Genomic DNA, 13841 nt, shown 5'->3' with positions numbered 1-13841 from the left:
GGGTGCCCTTTTGTATTTCTTATCTCCCTCATTTCCTATCTATTTACCGCGAAGAATTGTCTCTCAAGACATTATCAATCCTTGTGATATTTCTATTTATTTATTAAATTTCAATGCGTTAATTCGGTCACAAAATCAAGATTCAACATCAGTATTACCAATAAACTCAAACGAATTGTCTATTATTTAATCATCATAATGAAGATGAGGAGATGAGGCATGATTTCGTTCGCAGGTAAGGTTGGCATTATTACGGGAGGGAGTAGCGGTATTGGCCTAGCGGCGGCAGAAAAATTTTTATCATTAGGTGCGTCAGTTATCATTACGGGAAGTCATGCTGACCGTGGTCAGAAGGCACTCAATCGCTTGAAGAACAAAGAGGGCGCAATACAATTTTTTCAGATGGATGCAGCCAATGAAAAAGAGAATGATCGGTTAGTGGCACATACAGTAAAGGAATACGGTTCGATTGATTTTTTATTTGCTAATGCAGGAATACTTGCCGATGATGTTGCCCATAAGCTCGCTTATGAAAAATGGCAGCATGTCATTGATGTTAATCTCAATGGATTATTTTTGATTAATCGAGCTGTTATCGATTATTGGTTAAAAAACCAAAAAGAAGGAGCAATTGTTAACTGTGGCTCTATATGTTCGTTTGTGGGGCAACATCAATTTCCAGCATATTGCGCTTCAAAAGGTGGGATCAAACTGTTAACGCAAACATTGGCAATAAGTTATGCAATGCATAATATTCGAATTAATGCAGTTTGCCCTGGTTATATCGATACTCCATTATTGGATGGGCGCGATTTAGATAAACAAAAGTTAGCAGAGATGCATCCGATGAAAAGGATAGGCACACCTGAAGAGGTTGCTAATGTTGTTGCCTTTTTAGCTAGTGATGCAGCGTCATTTGTGACAGGAGCTGCCTATTTAGTGGATGGAGGTTTTACTGCTTAATGAAACGTTTTATGTAAATTGATCGTAACGATAATTGAAATGGTAATCATTTTTATTTAAACTACCTGTGTGTAATTTATGCAGGTAGTTGCTATGTATGTATGTCTCTGTGAAGCCGTAACGGATAAACAAATTAGAAGTGCGGTGCGCCAATATCATGTGACGTCATTAAAAGGGCTACGTCAAATCCTCCCTGTCGGTCGCGAATGCGGTAAGTGCATCAGGCAAACTCGTGAAATCTTAAATGATGAGTTAGCACTTGCCGAGCATATCTGTATTGCTGAAGTCGCTTAATCGAAATAATAATCATTTAACTCATTCATTAATAAGTAACTTTCATCTCAAATTCTCTATAGAAAATTACTCATTGTTAGCATTTCAGTACTACACTTTAAAGACTGGAAGCAATGGAGTATAAAAAATGAAAGGCGATAAAAAAATGATAGCCCATCTGAATAAGTTATTGGGCAATGAGTTAGTAGCAATCAATCAATACTTTTTGCATGCACGTATGTTTAAAAATTGGGGTTTAACACGTCTTAATGAGGTAGAATACCATGAATCGATTGATGAAATGAAACATGCAGATAAGTATATCGAACGTATCTTATTCCTTGAGGGGATACCTAACCTGCAAGACCTCGGTAAACTTAACATTGGTGAAGATATTGAGGAGATGTTAGCTTCAGATCTTAAGCTGGAGCTTGATGGGGCTAAAAACCTAAAAGAAGCGATTAGTTACGCAGACTCAATTCATGATTACGTTAGTCGTGATCTGATGATTGAAATTTTAGCTGATGAAGAAAACCATATTGATTGGATAGAAACGCAGTTAGATTTAATCAAACGTATGGGTATTCAAAATTATACACAGGCGCAAATTATTGAAGAGGAGTAATGCTTTTTCGATTTATTTATGTGCTGTAATATCACGCCTCACTACAAAAAAGTAATAGTGAGGCGTTTTTTATTGAAAAGTGCTATAAGTAAAAAAACAGAAAAATTCGCACATATTTTCTCCGATTACTTGCGTTTAAGATTCAGTTGCGTATAATGCGCGGGCTTACTGATTAGTAATCCCTAGTTTTTTAGGTCTTAAAGGTCAGTATTGAGTTCACGATTTGTAACTCATTTAGACAATACTCCCGATTTGGGGGTTACATCAAAGAACGATTACACTCCCCCATCAATCGAAATGGGGGCGAGGAGTAATTATTTACGTTTATAAAATAGTTGGAGCTCTGGTCTCATGCAGAACCAAAGAATCCGTATCCGCCTGAAAGCCTTTGATCATCGTTTAATTGATCAATCAACTGCGGAAATCGTAGAGACTGCTAAGCGCACTGGTGCGCAAGTTCGTGGTCCTATCCCGCTGCCGACACGTAAAGAGCGTTTTACCGTTCTGATTTCTCCGCACGTTAACAAAGATGCGCGTGATCAGTACGAAATTCGCACTCACAAACGTCTGGTTGACATCGTTGAGCCAACCGAGAAGACCGTTGATGCTCTGATGCGTCTGGACCTGGCTGCCGGCGTAGACGTGCAGATCAGCCTGGGTTAATCAGGTCGTCGAACGATTGAGAGGTTGAAACAATGATTGGTTTAGTCGGTAAAAAAGTGGGTATGACGCGTATCTTCACTGAAGATGGTGTTTCTATCCCTGTAACAGTTATCGAAATCGAAAATAACCGCGTTACTCAAGTTAAAACAGCAGAAACTGACGGTTATAATGCAATTCAGGTGACTACTGGTAGCAAAAAAGCGAACCGTGTATCTAAGCCTGAGGCAGGTCATTTCGCTAAAGCTGGCGTCGAAGCTGGCCGTATTCTACGTGAATTCCGTACTGAAGAAGGTGCTGAATTTAACGTAGGTCAAAGCATTAGCGTTGAAATTTTCGCTGACGTTAAAAAAGTCGACGTTACTGGTACATCTAAAGGTAAAGGCTTCGCTGGTACAGTTAAGCGTTGGAATTTCCGTACCCAAGATGCTACTCATGGTAACTCCTTGTCTCACCGTGTTCCGGGTTCTATCGGTCAGAACCAGACTCCGGGCAAAGTGTTCAAAGGCAAGAAAATGGCAGGCCAACTGGGTAATGAGCGTGTAACCGTTCAAAGCCTAGATGTAGTACGTGTTGACGCTGAGCGCAACCTGCTGCTGGTCAAAGGTGCTGTTCCAGGTGCAACTGGTAGCGACCTGATCGTAAAACCGGCTGTCAAGGCTTAACGTCGAGGAGATAGGAATGGAATTGGTAATGAAAGACGCGCAAAGCGCGCTGACTGTTTCCGAAACTACCTTCGGGCGTGATTTCAATGAAGCGCTTGTTCACCAAGTAGTTGTTGCGTATGCAGCTGGTGCTCGTCAAGGTACTCGTGCTCAGAAAACTCGTGCTGAAGTTTCTGGTTCAGGTAAAAAACCATGGCGTCAAAAAGGCACAGGCCGCGCACGTTCTGGTTCTATCAAGAGCCCAATTTGGCGCTCTGGTGGTGTTAGCTTCGCTGCTAAACCACAGGACCACAGTCAAAAAGTTAATAAGAAGATGTACCGCGGTGCTCTGAAAAGCATCCTGTCTGAACTGGTACGTCAAGATCGTCTGATCGTTGTCGAGAAGTTCTCTGTTGAAGCACCTAAAACTAAGTTGCTGGCACAGAAACTGAAAGATATGGCTCTGGAAGATGTACTGATCATCACTGCTGAATTAGATGAAAATCTGTTCTTAGCAGCACGTAACCTGTACAAGGTTGACGTTCGTGATGCAGCGGGTATCGACCCAGTTAGCTTAATCGCCTTCGACAAAGTGGTTATGACTGCTGATGCTGTGAAGCAAGTTGAGGAGATGCTGGCATGATCCGTGAAGAACGTCTGCTAAAAGTACTGCGCGCGCCGCACGTATCTGAAAAAGCTTCTACAGCGATGGAAAAAAGCAATACCATCGTTCTCAAAGTTGCGAAAGACGCGACTAAAGCAGAAATTAAAGCTGCTGTGCAGAAACTGTTTGAAGTCGAAGTTGAAGGTGTTAACACTTTGCTGGTTAAAGGCAAAACTAAACGCCACGGTCAGCGTTTTGGTCGTCGTAGCGACTGGAAAAAAGCTTACGTTACGCTGAAAGAAGGCCAGAATCTGGACTTCATTGGCGGCGCAGAGTAAGTCGGAGGAGTAAAGAACAATGGCAATTGTTAAATGTAAACCTACGTCTCCGGGCCGTCGCCACGTAGTTAAAGTGGTTAACCCTGAGCTGCATAAGGGCAAACCTTATGCTCCGCTGTTAGAAAAAAACAGCAAATCCGGTGGTCGTAACAACAATGGCCGTATCACCACTCGTCACATTGGTGGTGGCCATAAGCAACACTATCGTCTGGTTGACTTTAAACGCAACAAAGACGGTGTTCCTGCTGTTGTTGAGCGTTTGGAATATGATCCAAACCGTTCTGCGAACATTGCACTGGTTCTATATAAAGACGGTGAACGTCGTTATATTCTTGCGCCTAAAGGTTTGAAAGCTGGTGACCAGATCCAATCTGGCGTTGATTCAGCAATCAAAACTGGTAACGCACTGCCAATGCGCAACATCCCTGTTGGTTCTACAGTTCACAACATCGAACTGAAACCAGGTAAAGGTGGTCAGTTAGCGCGTTCAGCAGGTACTTATGCTCAGATCGTTGCACGTGATGGTGCTTATGTCACTCTGCGTCTGCGTTCTGGTGAAATGCGTAAAGTTCTGGCTGATTGCCGTGCAACTTTAGGTGAAGTTGGTAACGCTGAGCACATGTTACGTGTTCTGGGTAAAGCTGGTGCTAGCCGCTGGCGTGGTATTCGTCCTACCGTTCGTGGTACGGCGATGAACCCAGTCGATCACCCACATGGTGGTGGTGAGGGTCGTAACTTTGGTAAACACCCTGTAACACCTTGGGGCGTTCAAACCAAAGGTAAGAAAACTCGTAGCAACAAGCGTACTGATCAATTCATCGTACGTCATCGTTCTAAAAAATAATTAGAGGATAAACCATGCCACGTTCTCTCAAGAAAGGTCCTTTTATTGACCTGCACTTGCTGAAGAAGGTAGAGAAAGCGGTGGAAAGCGGAGACAAGAAGCCTCTTAAGACTTGGTCCCGTCGTTCAACGATCTTTCCTAATATGATCGGATTGACCATCGCTGTCCATAATGGTCGTCAGCATGTTCCAGTTTTTGTTACCGACGAAATGGTTGGTCATAAACTGGGTGAATTCGCACCGACTCGCACTTATCGCGGCCATGCGGCTGATAAGAAAGCTAAGAAACGTTAAGGATAGGAGGAAGAGATGGAAACTTTAGCTATGCATCGCCACGCTCGTTCTTCTGCCCAGAAGGTTCGCTTAGTTGCCGACCTGATTCGCGGTAAGAAAGTGTCGCAAGCTCTGGAAATTCTGACCTACACCAACAAGAAAGCTGCTGGTTTAGTGAAGAAAGTACTTGAATCTGCAATTGCTAACGCAGAGCAAAACGATGGCGCTGACATTGATGACCTGAAAGTTGCGAAAATTTTCGTTGACGAAGGTCCAACCATGAAACGCATCATGCCGCGTGCGAAAGGCCGTGCAGATCGTATTCTTAAGCGCACCAGCCACATTACTGTGGTTGTGTCCGATCGCTGAGACTCTGGAGACTAGCAATGGGTCAGAAAGTACATCCTAATGGTATTCGCCTGGGTATTGTCAAACCTTGGAACTCTACTTGGTACGCGAATACTAATGAATTCGCTGACAACCTAGACAGCGATTATAAAGTACGCCAGTACTTGAACAAAGAATTGGCAAAAGCGTCAATTTCACGCATCGTTATCGAGCGTCCTGCAAAAAGCATTCGTGTGACTATTCACACTGCTCGCCCAGGTATCGTTATCGGTAAGAAAGGTGAAGACGTAGAAAAACTGCGTAAAACAGTAGCGGATATCGCTGGTGTTCCTGCGCAAATCAATATCGCCGAAGTTCGTAAACCAGAACTGGACGCTAAATTGGTTGCTGACAGCATCGCTTCACAGCTGGAACGTCGTGTTATGTTCCGTCGTGCTATGAAACGCGCTGTACAAAACGCAATGCGTCTGGGCGCTAAAGGTATTAAAGTTGAAGTCAGCGGCCGTTTAGGCGGTGCTGAAATCGCTCGTACCGAGTGGTATCGTGAAGGCCGTGTGCCACTGCACACTCTACGTGCTGATATCGATTACAACACTTCAGAAGCGCACACCACTTACGGTGTTCTCGGCGTTAAGGTATGGATCTTCAAAGGTGAGATTCTGGGTGGTATGGCTGCTGTTGAACAAGCTGAAAAACCAGCTGCTCAACCTAAAAAGCAGCAGCGTAAAGGCCGCAAGTAAGGAGAGTCGCTGATGTTACAACCAAAGCGTACAAAATTCCGTAAAGTGCACAAAGGCCGCAACCGTGGTCTGGCACAAGGTACGGATGTTAGCTTCGGCACTTTCGGTCTTAAAGCTGTGGGCCGTGGTCGTCTGACTGCTCGTCAGATCGAAGCGGCACGTCGTGCTATGACCCGTGCAGTTAAGCGTCAAGGTAAAATCTGGATCCGTGTGTTCCCAGACAAGCCAATTACTGAGAAGCCACTCGAAGTTCGTATGGGTAAAGGTAAAGGTAACGTAGAATATTGGGTTGCCTTGATCCAGCCTGGTAAAGTCCTGTATGAAATGGACGGTGTGCCTGAAGAGCTGGCTCGTGAAGCATTCTCTCTGGCAGCAGCGAAACTGCCTATCAAAACCACCTTTGTAACTAAGACGGTGATGTAATGAAAGCACAAGAGCTGCGCGAAAAAAGCGTTGAAGAGCTGAACGCTGAACTTTTGAACCTGTTACGTGAACAATTCAACTTACGTATGCAGGCTGCAAGTGGTCAGCTGCAACAGTCTCATCTGTTGAAACAAGTGCGTCGCGATATCGCACGTGTGAAGACTTTACTGACTGAGAAGGCAGGTGCGTAATGAGCGATAAAATCCGTACTCTGCAAGGTCGTGTAGTTAGCGATAAAATGGAGAAATCTATTGTTGTTGCTATCGAGCGTATGGTGAAGCACCCTCTGTATGGTAAATTCATCCGTCGTACGACTAAATTGCACGTACATGACGAGAACAATGAATGTGGAATCGGTGACGTGGTAGAAATCCGCCAAACTCGTCCACTGTCTAAGACTAAGTCTTGGGCCTTAGTTCGCGTTGTTGAAAAAGCTGTTTTATAATATAGAATAGCCTTTTCTAATAAATAAACGGCTCTTTTTTACTGAGCCGTTTATTTTTTTCTGTCCATAACGAAGATGTGGTGTTATAATGCCGCGCCCTCGTATTGTGGGTTATATTGAACGGTCTCTTCAATAATGAAGTGGCTCAGTAGTAGTTGACATTTAGCGGAGCACTAAAATGATCCAAGAACAGACTATGCTGAACGTGGCCGACAACTCCGGTGCACGTCGCGTAATGTGTATCAAGGTTCTAGGTGGCTCGCACCGTCGCTATGCAGGCGTCGGCGACATCATTAAAATTACTGTTAAAGAAGCAATTCCACGCGGTAAAGTGAAAAAAGGTGATGTCCTGAAGGCGGTAGTGGTGCGCACCAAGAAGGGTGTACGTCGCCCGGACGGTTCTGTCATTCGCTTCGATAGTAATGCATGCGTTATTCTAAACAATAACAGCGAGCAAGTAGTCGGTACGCGTATTTTTGGGCCGGTAACTCGTGAACTTCGTACAGAGAAGTTTATGAAAATTATCTCACTGGCACCTGAAGTACTCTAAGGAGCGGAACTATGGCAGCGAAAATCCGTCGTGATGACGAAGTTATCGTGCTGACTGGTAAAGATAAAGGTAAGCGCGGTAAAGTAAAACAGGTTATTTCTTCTGGTAAAGTTATCGTTGAAGGTATCAATCTGGTTAAAAAACATCAGAAGCCAGTTCCGGCTCTGAATCAACCAGGTGGCATCGTTGAAAAAGAAGCGGCAATTCACGTTTCTAACGTTGCAATCTTTAACGCGGCAACTGGTAAGGCTGACCGTGTAGGCTTTAGATTCGAAGACGGCAAAAAAGTCCGTTTCTTCAAATCTAACAGTGAAACTATCAAGTAATTTTTGGAGTATACGATGGCGAAACTGCATGATTACTATAAAGACGAAGTAACTAAAAAACTGATGGCTCAGTTTGGTTACAATTCTGTCATGCAAGTCCCTCGGGTCGAGAAGATCACCCTGAATATGGGTGTTGGTGAAGCGATTGCTGATAAAAAACTGCTGGACAATGCAGCAGCTGACTTGGCAGCAATCTCTGGTCAAAAACCATTGATCACCAAAGCACGCAAATCTGTTGCAGGCTTCAAAATCCGTCAGGGCTATCCAATCGGCTGTAAAGTAACCCTGCGTGGCGAACGCATGTGGGAGTTCCTTGAGCGACTGATTTCTATTGCTGTACCACGTATTCGTGACTTCCGTGGCTTGTCCGCTAAGTCATTTGATGGTCGCGGTAACTACAGCATGGGCGTACGTGAACAAATCATCTTCCCTGAAATCGATTACGATAAAGTGGATCGTGTGCGTGGTTTAGATATTACTATCACCACAACTGCGAAATCAGATGACGAAGGTCGCGCACTGTTAGCAGCGTTCAACTTCCCGTTCCGCAAGTAAGGCAGGGTACTCATGGCTAAGAAATCTATGAAAGCGCGTGATGTTAAGCGTGCTAAATTAGCTGAGAAGTTTTTCGCAAAACGCGTTGAACTGAAAGCTATCATCTCTGATGTAAACGCATCTGATGAAGATCGCTGGGACGCTGTTCTCAAGCTGCAAACACTGCCACGTGATTCAAGTCCTTCTCGTCAGCGTAACCGCTGCCGTCAAACTGGGCGTCCGCACGGTTTCCTGCGGAAATTTGGTCTGAGCCGTATTAAAGTCCGTGAAGCCGCTATGCGCGGTGAAATCCCGGGCCTTAAAAAGGCTAGTTGGTAATTGTCACCATATTGAATCACGGGAGTAAAGACAGATGAGCATGCAAGATCCCATCGCGGATATGCTGACCCGTATCCGTAACGGTCAGGCCGCGAACAAAGTTGCGGTCACCATGCCTTCCTCCAAGCTGAAAGTGGCGATTGCCAAAGTGCTGAAGGAAGAAGGTTATATTGAAGATTTTAAAATTGAAGGCGACACTAAGCCAGAATTGGAACTGACTCTGCGTTATTTCCAAGGTAAGGCTGTAGTAGAAAGCATTCAGCGTGTAAGCCGCCCAAGTCTGCGCATCTATAAGAAAAAAGATGAGCTGCCACAAGTTATGGCTGGCTTAGGTATCGCTGTTATTTCTACCTCTAAAGGTGTCATGACTGATCGTGCAGCTCGCCAAGCTGGTCTTGGTGGCGAGATTCTCTGCTACGTAGCTTAATTCGGGAGGAAAGAATGTCTCGTGTGGCAAAAGCACCCGTCGTCATTCCTGCCGGCGTAGAGGTAAAACTCAACGGTCAGGTTATTTCGATTAAGGGTAAAAACGGCGAGCTTACTCGTACTATCCATAATGCAGTTGAAGTTAAACATGAAGATGGCCGCTTAACTTTCGCACCGCGCGAAGGTTTCGCTGATGCTTGGGCACAGGCGGGTACTTCTCGTTCTCTGCTTAACTCAATGGTTGTTGGTGTTACTGAAGGCTTCACTAAAAAACTTCAACTAGTCGGTGTTGGTTACCGTGCGGCAGTTAAAGGCAACGCTGTTAGCTTGTCTCTAGGTTTTTCGCATCCGGTTGAACACGCACTGCCAGCAGGCATTACTGCAGAATGCCCAACACAAACTGAAATCGTACTGAAAGGTGCGGATAAGCAAGTGATTGGTCAAGTCGCGGCAGAACTGCGTGCTTACCGTCGTCCTGAGCCTTACAAAGGCAAGGGTGTTCGTTACGCCGATGAAATCGTGCGTACTAAAGAGGCTAAGAAGAAGTAAGGTAACACTATGGATAAGAAAGCAGCTCGTATCCGTCGTGCGACCCGCGCACGCCGCAAGATCCAAGAGTTGGGTGCGACACGCCTGGTGGTACACCGTACTCCACGCCATATTTATGCGCAGGTTATCGCTCCAAACGGTTCTGAAACTTTGGTGGCCGCTTCTACTACAGAAAAAGCTATCAATGAGCAAGTGAAATTCACTGGAAACAAAGACGCAGCAGCAGTTGTTGGTAAAATTATTGCTGAACGCGCATTGGAAAAAGGCATCACTACTGTTGCTTTTGACCGTTCTGGTTTCCAATATCATGGTAGAGTCCAGGCACTGGCAGAAGCTGCCCGTGAAGCTGGCCTTCAGTTCTAAGGTAGAGGTGTAAGATGGCTCACATCGAGAAACAAGCTGGCGAACTGCAGGAAAAGCTGATCGCGGTAAACCGCGTAGCAAAAACCGTTAAAGGTGGCCGTATTTTCAGCTTTACAGCACTGACAGTAGTTGGTGATGGTAACGGTCGCGTTGGTTTTGGCTACGGCAAAGCGCGCGAAGTTCCGGCAGCAATCCAGAAAGCGATGGAAAAAGCCCGTCGCAGCATGAAAACCGTTGCTCTAAACAACGGCACTTTGTTCCACCCTGTGAAAGGTACACACACCGGTTCTCGCGTGTTTATGCAACCTGCTCACGAAGGTACTGGTATCATCGCCGGTGGTGCAATGCGTGCTGTTTTAGAAGTAGCTGGAGTTCGCAACGTACTGGCTAAAACCTATGGTTCCACAAACCCAATCAACGTGGTTCGTGCAACACTGGATGCTTTAGACAGCATGAAGTCTCCAGAAATGGTCGCAGCTAAGCGTGGAAAATCCGTCGAAGAAATTCTGGGGTAATCAGCCATGGCTAAGACTATTAAAATTACACAAGTTCGCAGTTCAATCGGTCGCCTGCCTAAGCATAAGGCAACTTTGATCGGTTTAGGTCTGCGTCGCATTGGTCATACAGTAGAACGTGAGGACACTCCTGCTGTTCGCGGTATGGTCAACTTGGTTTCCTACATGGTTAAAGTTGAGGAGTAAGAGATGCGTTTAAATACTCTGTCTCCGGCTGAAGGTGCCAAGCACGCGCCTAAGCGCTTAGGTCGTGGTATCGGTTCTGGTCTGGGTAAAACCGGCGGACGTGGTCACAAAGGTCAGAAATCTCGTTCTGGCGGTGGCGTACGTCGTGGTTTCGAAGGCGGCCAGATGCCTTTATACCGTCGTCTACCAAAATTTGGTTTTACTTCACGTAAAGCAATGATCACTGCAGAAGTTCGTCTGTCTGATTTTGCTGCTGTTGAAGGCGATGTTATTGATCTGAACGCACTAAAAGCCGCGAATGTTGTTGGCATCCAGATTGAATATGCGAAAGTTATTCTTTCTGGCGAAGTGAATCGTGCAGTAACTGTACGTGGCCTTCGTGTTACTAAAGGTGCTCGCGCTGCGATTGAAGCTGCCGGCGGTAAAATTGAGGAATAAGTGACAGATGGCTAAACAACCAGGATTAGATTTTCAAAGTGCCAAAGGTGGTGTTGGTGAGCTGAAACGCAGACTTTTGTTTGTGATAGGTGCACTGATTGTTTTCCGTATTGGTTCTTTTATTCCAATCCCTGGTATTGATGCCACTGTGCTTGCCAAATTGCTCGAACAGCAACAAGGCACCATCATTGATATGTTTAACATGTTCTCTGGTGGTGCTCTTAGCCGAGCTTCTATCTTTGCTTTGGGTATTATGCCGTATATTTCGGCATCTATTATTATCCAATTACTGTCAGTGGTTAACCCACGACTAGCAGAGATTAAGAAAGAAGGTGAAGCAGGTCGTCGGAAGATAAGCCAATATACTCGTTGGGGTACTTTGGTGTTAGCAATATTCCAATCTGTGGGTATTGCAATGGGTCTTCCGAATATGCCAGGGATGCAAGGGCTAGTTATTGATCCGGGTCTCCCGTTCTACTTCACGGCTGTTGTTAGCTTAGTTACAGGAACCATGTTCCTTATGTGGCTAGGTGAGCAGATAACGGAAAGAGGTATTGGTAACGGTATCTCAATCATTATCTTCGCTGGTATCGTTGCGGGTCTACCGCCGGCCATTGGCCATACTATCGAGCAAGCTCGGCAAGGCGATCTGCACTTCCTCCTGTTGCTGTTGGTTGCAGTGCTCGTATTCGCGGTAACTTTCTTTGTTGTATTCATGGAGCGTGGTCAACGTAGAATCGTTGTTAACTACGCGAAACGCCAACAAGGACGCCGTGTTTATGCGGCACAAAGCACACATTTACCATTAAAAGTGAATATGGCGGGTGTAATTCCTGCAATTTTTGCTTCCAGTATCATACTGTTCCCGGGTACAATAGCATCTTGGTTCGGTGATGGAACTGGCTGGGACTGGCTGACAACTCTTTCTATGTTCTTGCAGCCTGGTCAACCGTTCTATGTGTTGCTTTATGCTTCTGCGATCATCTTCTTCTGTTTCTTCTATACGGCGTTGGTTTTCAACCCAAGAGAAACAGCAGATAACCTGAAGAAGTCCGGTGCATTTGTACCAGGAATTCGTCCGGGAGAGCAAACGGCCAAGTACATTGATAAGGTAATGACTCGCCTGACTTTAGTCGGTGCACTTTATATTACCTTCATCTGCCTAATCCCGGAGTTCATGCGTGACGCAATGAAAGTACCTTTTTACTTTGGTGGTACTTCTCTATTAATCGTAGTTGTCGTTATCATGGACTTTATGGCTCAAGTGCAAACTCTAATGATGTCAAGTCAATATGAGTCTGCATTGAAGAAAGCAAATCTAAAAGGTAAGTAATCGCTTAGTGTGATTATGGTTTGCTTTAGAAGTTACGGAGAGTAAAAATGAAAGTTCGTGCTTCCGTCAAGAAATTATGCCGTAACTGTAAAATTATCCGTCGCAATGGTAGCGTTCGTGTAATTTGCAGTGTTGAGCCAAGACATAAACAACGTCAAGGTTAAGAAAAAGCATTTTTTTCTTGCAAAGTTGGGTTGAGCTGGCTAAATTAGCCAGCCAATCTTTTTTATCGAGATACATTATTGTTTGAGTATCCTGAAAACGGGCTTTTCAGCACAATAATGTATATTTTAACTTAGGAGTGCATAGTGGCCCGTATAGCAGGCATTAACATTCCTGATCATAAACATACCGTGATCGCTTTAACATCGATTTTCGGAATCGGCAAAACTCGTTCACAGGCTATCTGTGAAGCGACTGGAATTGCTGAAAATGTTAAGATCAGTGAGCTGTCTGAAGAACAAATCGACAAGCTGCGTGACGAAGTTGCCAAGTATGTGGTAGAAGGTGACTTACGTCGTGAAATTACCCTGAGCATCAAGCGTCTGATGGACCTTGGATGTTACCGTGGTTTACGTCATCGTCGTGGTCTACCTGTGCGCGGTCAGCGTACTAAGACTAACGCTCGTACCCGTAAGGGTCCGCGTAAGCCGATCAAGAAATAAGTCGGGGTATTGAATAATGGCAAAAGCACCAATTCGTGCACGTAAGCGTGTAAGAAAGCAAGTCTCAGACGGTGTGGCTCATATCCATGCTTCTTTCAACAACACAATCGTTACTATTACTGATCGTCAGGGTAACGCATTAGGTTGGGCAACTGCCGGTGGTTCCGGTTTCCGTGGTTCTCGCAAATCCACTCCGTTTGCAGCTCAGGTTGCAGCAGAGCGTTGCGCAGAAGCCGTGAAAGAATACGGTATCAAGAACCTGGAAGTTATGGTTAAGGGACCGGGTCCGGGTCGCGAATCAACAATTCGTGCTCTGAACGCCGCAGGTTTCCGCATCACAAATATTACTGATGTGACTCCTATCCCTCATAACGGTTGTCGCCCACCGAAAAAACGTCGCGTTTAATACGTTTCGTTTTTAGGACTGTTGGAGAAAGA

Annotated in this window: 28 protein-coding genes; all 28 read left to right on the top strand. The window is 45.2% G+C overall.

Annotated elements, in window-relative coordinates:
* Positions 1–219 precede the first annotated feature (219 nt).
* The 28 genes from PR709_RS19330 to rpsK all read left to right on the top strand — a co-directional run bounded on the left by PR709_RS19330 (position 220) and on the right by rpsK (position 13809).
* Complete coding sequence (locus tag PR709_RS19330) at positions 220–963, top strand: SDR family NAD(P)-dependent oxidoreductase (RefSeq protein WP_004926467.1); 744 nt, start codon at positions 220–222, stop codon at positions 961–963.
* Positions 964–1056: 93 nt separating this feature from the next.
* Positions 1057–1257, top strand: a complete 201-nt coding sequence (bfd, locus tag PR709_RS19325) for a bacterioferritin-associated ferredoxin (RefSeq protein ID WP_014657269.1) — start codon at positions 1057–1059, stop codon at positions 1255–1257.
* A 127-nt stretch (positions 1258–1384) separates the two neighbouring features.
* Entirely contained in the window at positions 1385–1861 is a 477-nt protein-coding gene (bfr, locus tag PR709_RS19320; RefSeq protein ID WP_004926466.1) for a bacterioferritin, read from the top strand.
* 351 nt (positions 1862–2212) lie between these two features.
* A complete protein-coding gene (gene rpsJ, locus PR709_RS19315; RefSeq protein WP_001181005.1) occupies positions 2213–2524 on the top strand; it encodes a 30S ribosomal protein S10 in 312 nt (103 codons plus the stop codon).
* A gap of 32 nt (positions 2525–2556) precedes the next feature.
* Positions 2557–3186: a 50S ribosomal protein L3 gene (gene rplC / locus PR709_RS19310; protein ID WP_004926461.1), complete on the top strand. Its 630-nt coding sequence runs from the start codon at positions 2557–2559 to the stop codon at positions 3184–3186.
* A gap of 16 nt (positions 3187–3202) precedes the next feature.
* Entirely contained in the window at positions 3203–3808 is a 606-nt protein-coding gene (rplD, locus tag PR709_RS19305; protein WP_004926458.1) for a 50S ribosomal protein L4, read from the top strand.
* Positions 3805–4107 carry a 50S ribosomal protein L23 gene (rplW, locus tag PR709_RS19300; RefSeq protein ID WP_004926456.1) on the top strand — a complete coding sequence of 101 codons (303 nt, stop codon included), beginning with the start codon at positions 3805–3807 and terminating at the stop codon, positions 4105–4107. The genes rplD and rplW overlap by 4 nt, the downstream gene beginning before the upstream one ends.
* Positions 4108–4126: 19 nt before the next feature.
* On the top strand, positions 4127–4951 hold the full coding sequence (gene rplB / locus PR709_RS19295) for a 50S ribosomal protein L2 (RefSeq protein WP_004926454.1): 825 nt from the start codon (positions 4127–4129) through the stop codon (positions 4949–4951).
* A 14-nt stretch (positions 4952–4965) separates the two neighbouring features.
* Complete coding sequence (gene rpsS, locus PR709_RS19290; RefSeq protein WP_004265426.1) at positions 4966–5244, top strand: 30S ribosomal protein S19; 279 nt, start codon at positions 4966–4968, stop codon at positions 5242–5244.
* Positions 5245–5259: 15 nt separating this feature from the next.
* On the top strand, positions 5260–5592 hold the full coding sequence (gene rplV / locus PR709_RS19285; RefSeq protein WP_004265430.1) for a 50S ribosomal protein L22: 333 nt from the start codon (positions 5260–5262) through the stop codon (positions 5590–5592).
* Positions 5593–5609: 17 nt separating this feature from the next.
* Positions 5610–6311: a 30S ribosomal protein S3 gene (rpsC, locus tag PR709_RS19280; RefSeq protein WP_004926451.1), complete on the top strand. Its 702-nt coding sequence runs from the start codon at positions 5610–5612 to the stop codon at positions 6309–6311.
* Between the two features lie 12 nt (positions 6312–6323).
* Complete coding sequence (gene rplP, locus PR709_RS19275) at positions 6324–6734, top strand: 50S ribosomal protein L16 (RefSeq protein WP_004926449.1); 411 nt, start codon at positions 6324–6326, stop codon at positions 6732–6734.
* Positions 6734–6925: a 50S ribosomal protein L29 gene (gene rpmC / locus PR709_RS19270; protein WP_004265442.1), complete on the top strand. Its 192-nt coding sequence runs from the start codon at positions 6734–6736 to the stop codon at positions 6923–6925. Before rplP ends, rpmC begins: the two co-directional genes overlap by 1 nt.
* Positions 6925–7179, top strand: a complete 255-nt coding sequence (gene rpsQ, locus PR709_RS19265) for a 30S ribosomal protein S17 (RefSeq protein WP_004265446.1) — start codon at positions 6925–6927, stop codon at positions 7177–7179. Before rpmC ends, rpsQ begins: the two co-directional genes overlap by 1 nt.
* A gap of 178 nt (positions 7180–7357) precedes the next feature.
* The gene (gene rplN, locus PR709_RS19260; RefSeq protein ID WP_004926446.1) at positions 7358–7729 is read left to right on the top strand and encodes a 50S ribosomal protein L14; all 372 of its coding nucleotides are present in this window, start codon (positions 7358–7360) and stop codon (positions 7727–7729) included.
* 11 nt (positions 7730–7740) lie between these two features.
* Positions 7741–8055 (top strand): 50S ribosomal protein L24, encoded by a 315-nt coding sequence (rplX, locus tag PR709_RS19255; protein WP_004926444.1) that lies wholly within the window; start codon positions 7741–7743, stop codon positions 8053–8055.
* 15 nt (positions 8056–8070) lie between these two features.
* The gene (gene rplE, locus PR709_RS19250) at positions 8071–8610 is read left to right on the top strand and encodes a 50S ribosomal protein L5 (RefSeq protein ID WP_004926441.1); all 540 of its coding nucleotides are present in this window, start codon (positions 8071–8073) and stop codon (positions 8608–8610) included.
* A 12-nt stretch (positions 8611–8622) separates the two neighbouring features.
* Positions 8623–8928 carry a 30S ribosomal protein S14 gene (rpsN, locus tag PR709_RS19245; protein ID WP_004926440.1) on the top strand — a complete coding sequence of 102 codons (306 nt, stop codon included), beginning with the start codon at positions 8623–8625 and terminating at the stop codon, positions 8926–8928.
* Positions 8929–8962: 34 nt separating this feature from the next.
* Positions 8963–9355 carry a 30S ribosomal protein S8 gene (rpsH, locus tag PR709_RS19240; protein ID WP_004926438.1) on the top strand — a complete coding sequence of 131 codons (393 nt, stop codon included), beginning with the start codon at positions 8963–8965 and terminating at the stop codon, positions 9353–9355.
* A 14-nt stretch (positions 9356–9369) separates the two neighbouring features.
* Positions 9370–9903, top strand: a complete 534-nt coding sequence (rplF, locus tag PR709_RS19235; RefSeq protein ID WP_004926436.1) for a 50S ribosomal protein L6 — start codon at positions 9370–9372, stop codon at positions 9901–9903.
* A 9-nt stretch (positions 9904–9912) separates the two neighbouring features.
* A complete protein-coding gene (rplR, locus tag PR709_RS19230) occupies positions 9913–10266 on the top strand; it encodes a 50S ribosomal protein L18 (protein WP_004926434.1) in 354 nt (117 codons plus the stop codon).
* 14 nt (positions 10267–10280) lie between these two features.
* Positions 10281–10781 carry a 30S ribosomal protein S5 gene (rpsE, locus tag PR709_RS19225; RefSeq protein WP_004265471.1) on the top strand — a complete coding sequence of 167 codons (501 nt, stop codon included), beginning with the start codon at positions 10281–10283 and terminating at the stop codon, positions 10779–10781.
* A 6-nt stretch (positions 10782–10787) separates the two neighbouring features.
* Entirely contained in the window at positions 10788–10967 is a 180-nt protein-coding gene (gene rpmD, locus PR709_RS19220) for a 50S ribosomal protein L30 (protein ID WP_004926432.1), read from the top strand.
* A gap of 3 nt (positions 10968–10970) precedes the next feature.
* Entirely contained in the window at positions 10971–11405 is a 435-nt protein-coding gene (rplO, locus tag PR709_RS19215; protein WP_004926430.1) for a 50S ribosomal protein L15, read from the top strand.
* A 7-nt stretch (positions 11406–11412) separates the two neighbouring features.
* Positions 11413–12738, top strand: a complete 1326-nt coding sequence (secY, locus tag PR709_RS19210) for a preprotein translocase subunit SecY (protein ID WP_004926428.1) — start codon at positions 11413–11415, stop codon at positions 12736–12738.
* A gap of 47 nt (positions 12739–12785) precedes the next feature.
* Positions 12786–12902: a 50S ribosomal protein L36 gene (rpmJ, locus tag PR709_RS19205; RefSeq protein ID WP_004265484.1), complete on the top strand. Its 117-nt coding sequence runs from the start codon at positions 12786–12788 to the stop codon at positions 12900–12902.
* Between the two features lie 144 nt (positions 12903–13046).
* A complete protein-coding gene (gene rpsM, locus PR709_RS19200; RefSeq protein WP_004907144.1) occupies positions 13047–13403 on the top strand; it encodes a 30S ribosomal protein S13 in 357 nt (118 codons plus the stop codon).
* A gap of 16 nt (positions 13404–13419) precedes the next feature.
* Positions 13420–13809, top strand: coding sequence for a 30S ribosomal protein S11 (rpsK, locus tag PR709_RS19195; RefSeq protein ID WP_002919257.1), 390 nt, complete (start codon positions 13420–13422; stop codon positions 13807–13809).
* Positions 13810–13841: the final 32 nt, after the last annotated feature.

This window comes from Providencia sp. PROV267 (assembly GCF_028477825.1).
In the GTDB taxonomy this organism is placed as follows: domain Bacteria; phylum Pseudomonadota; class Gammaproteobacteria; order Enterobacterales; family Enterobacteriaceae; genus Providencia; species Providencia stuartii.
Note: the sequence above shows the minus strand (reverse complement) of the source record. Positions and strands in the feature narration are given on the sequence as shown.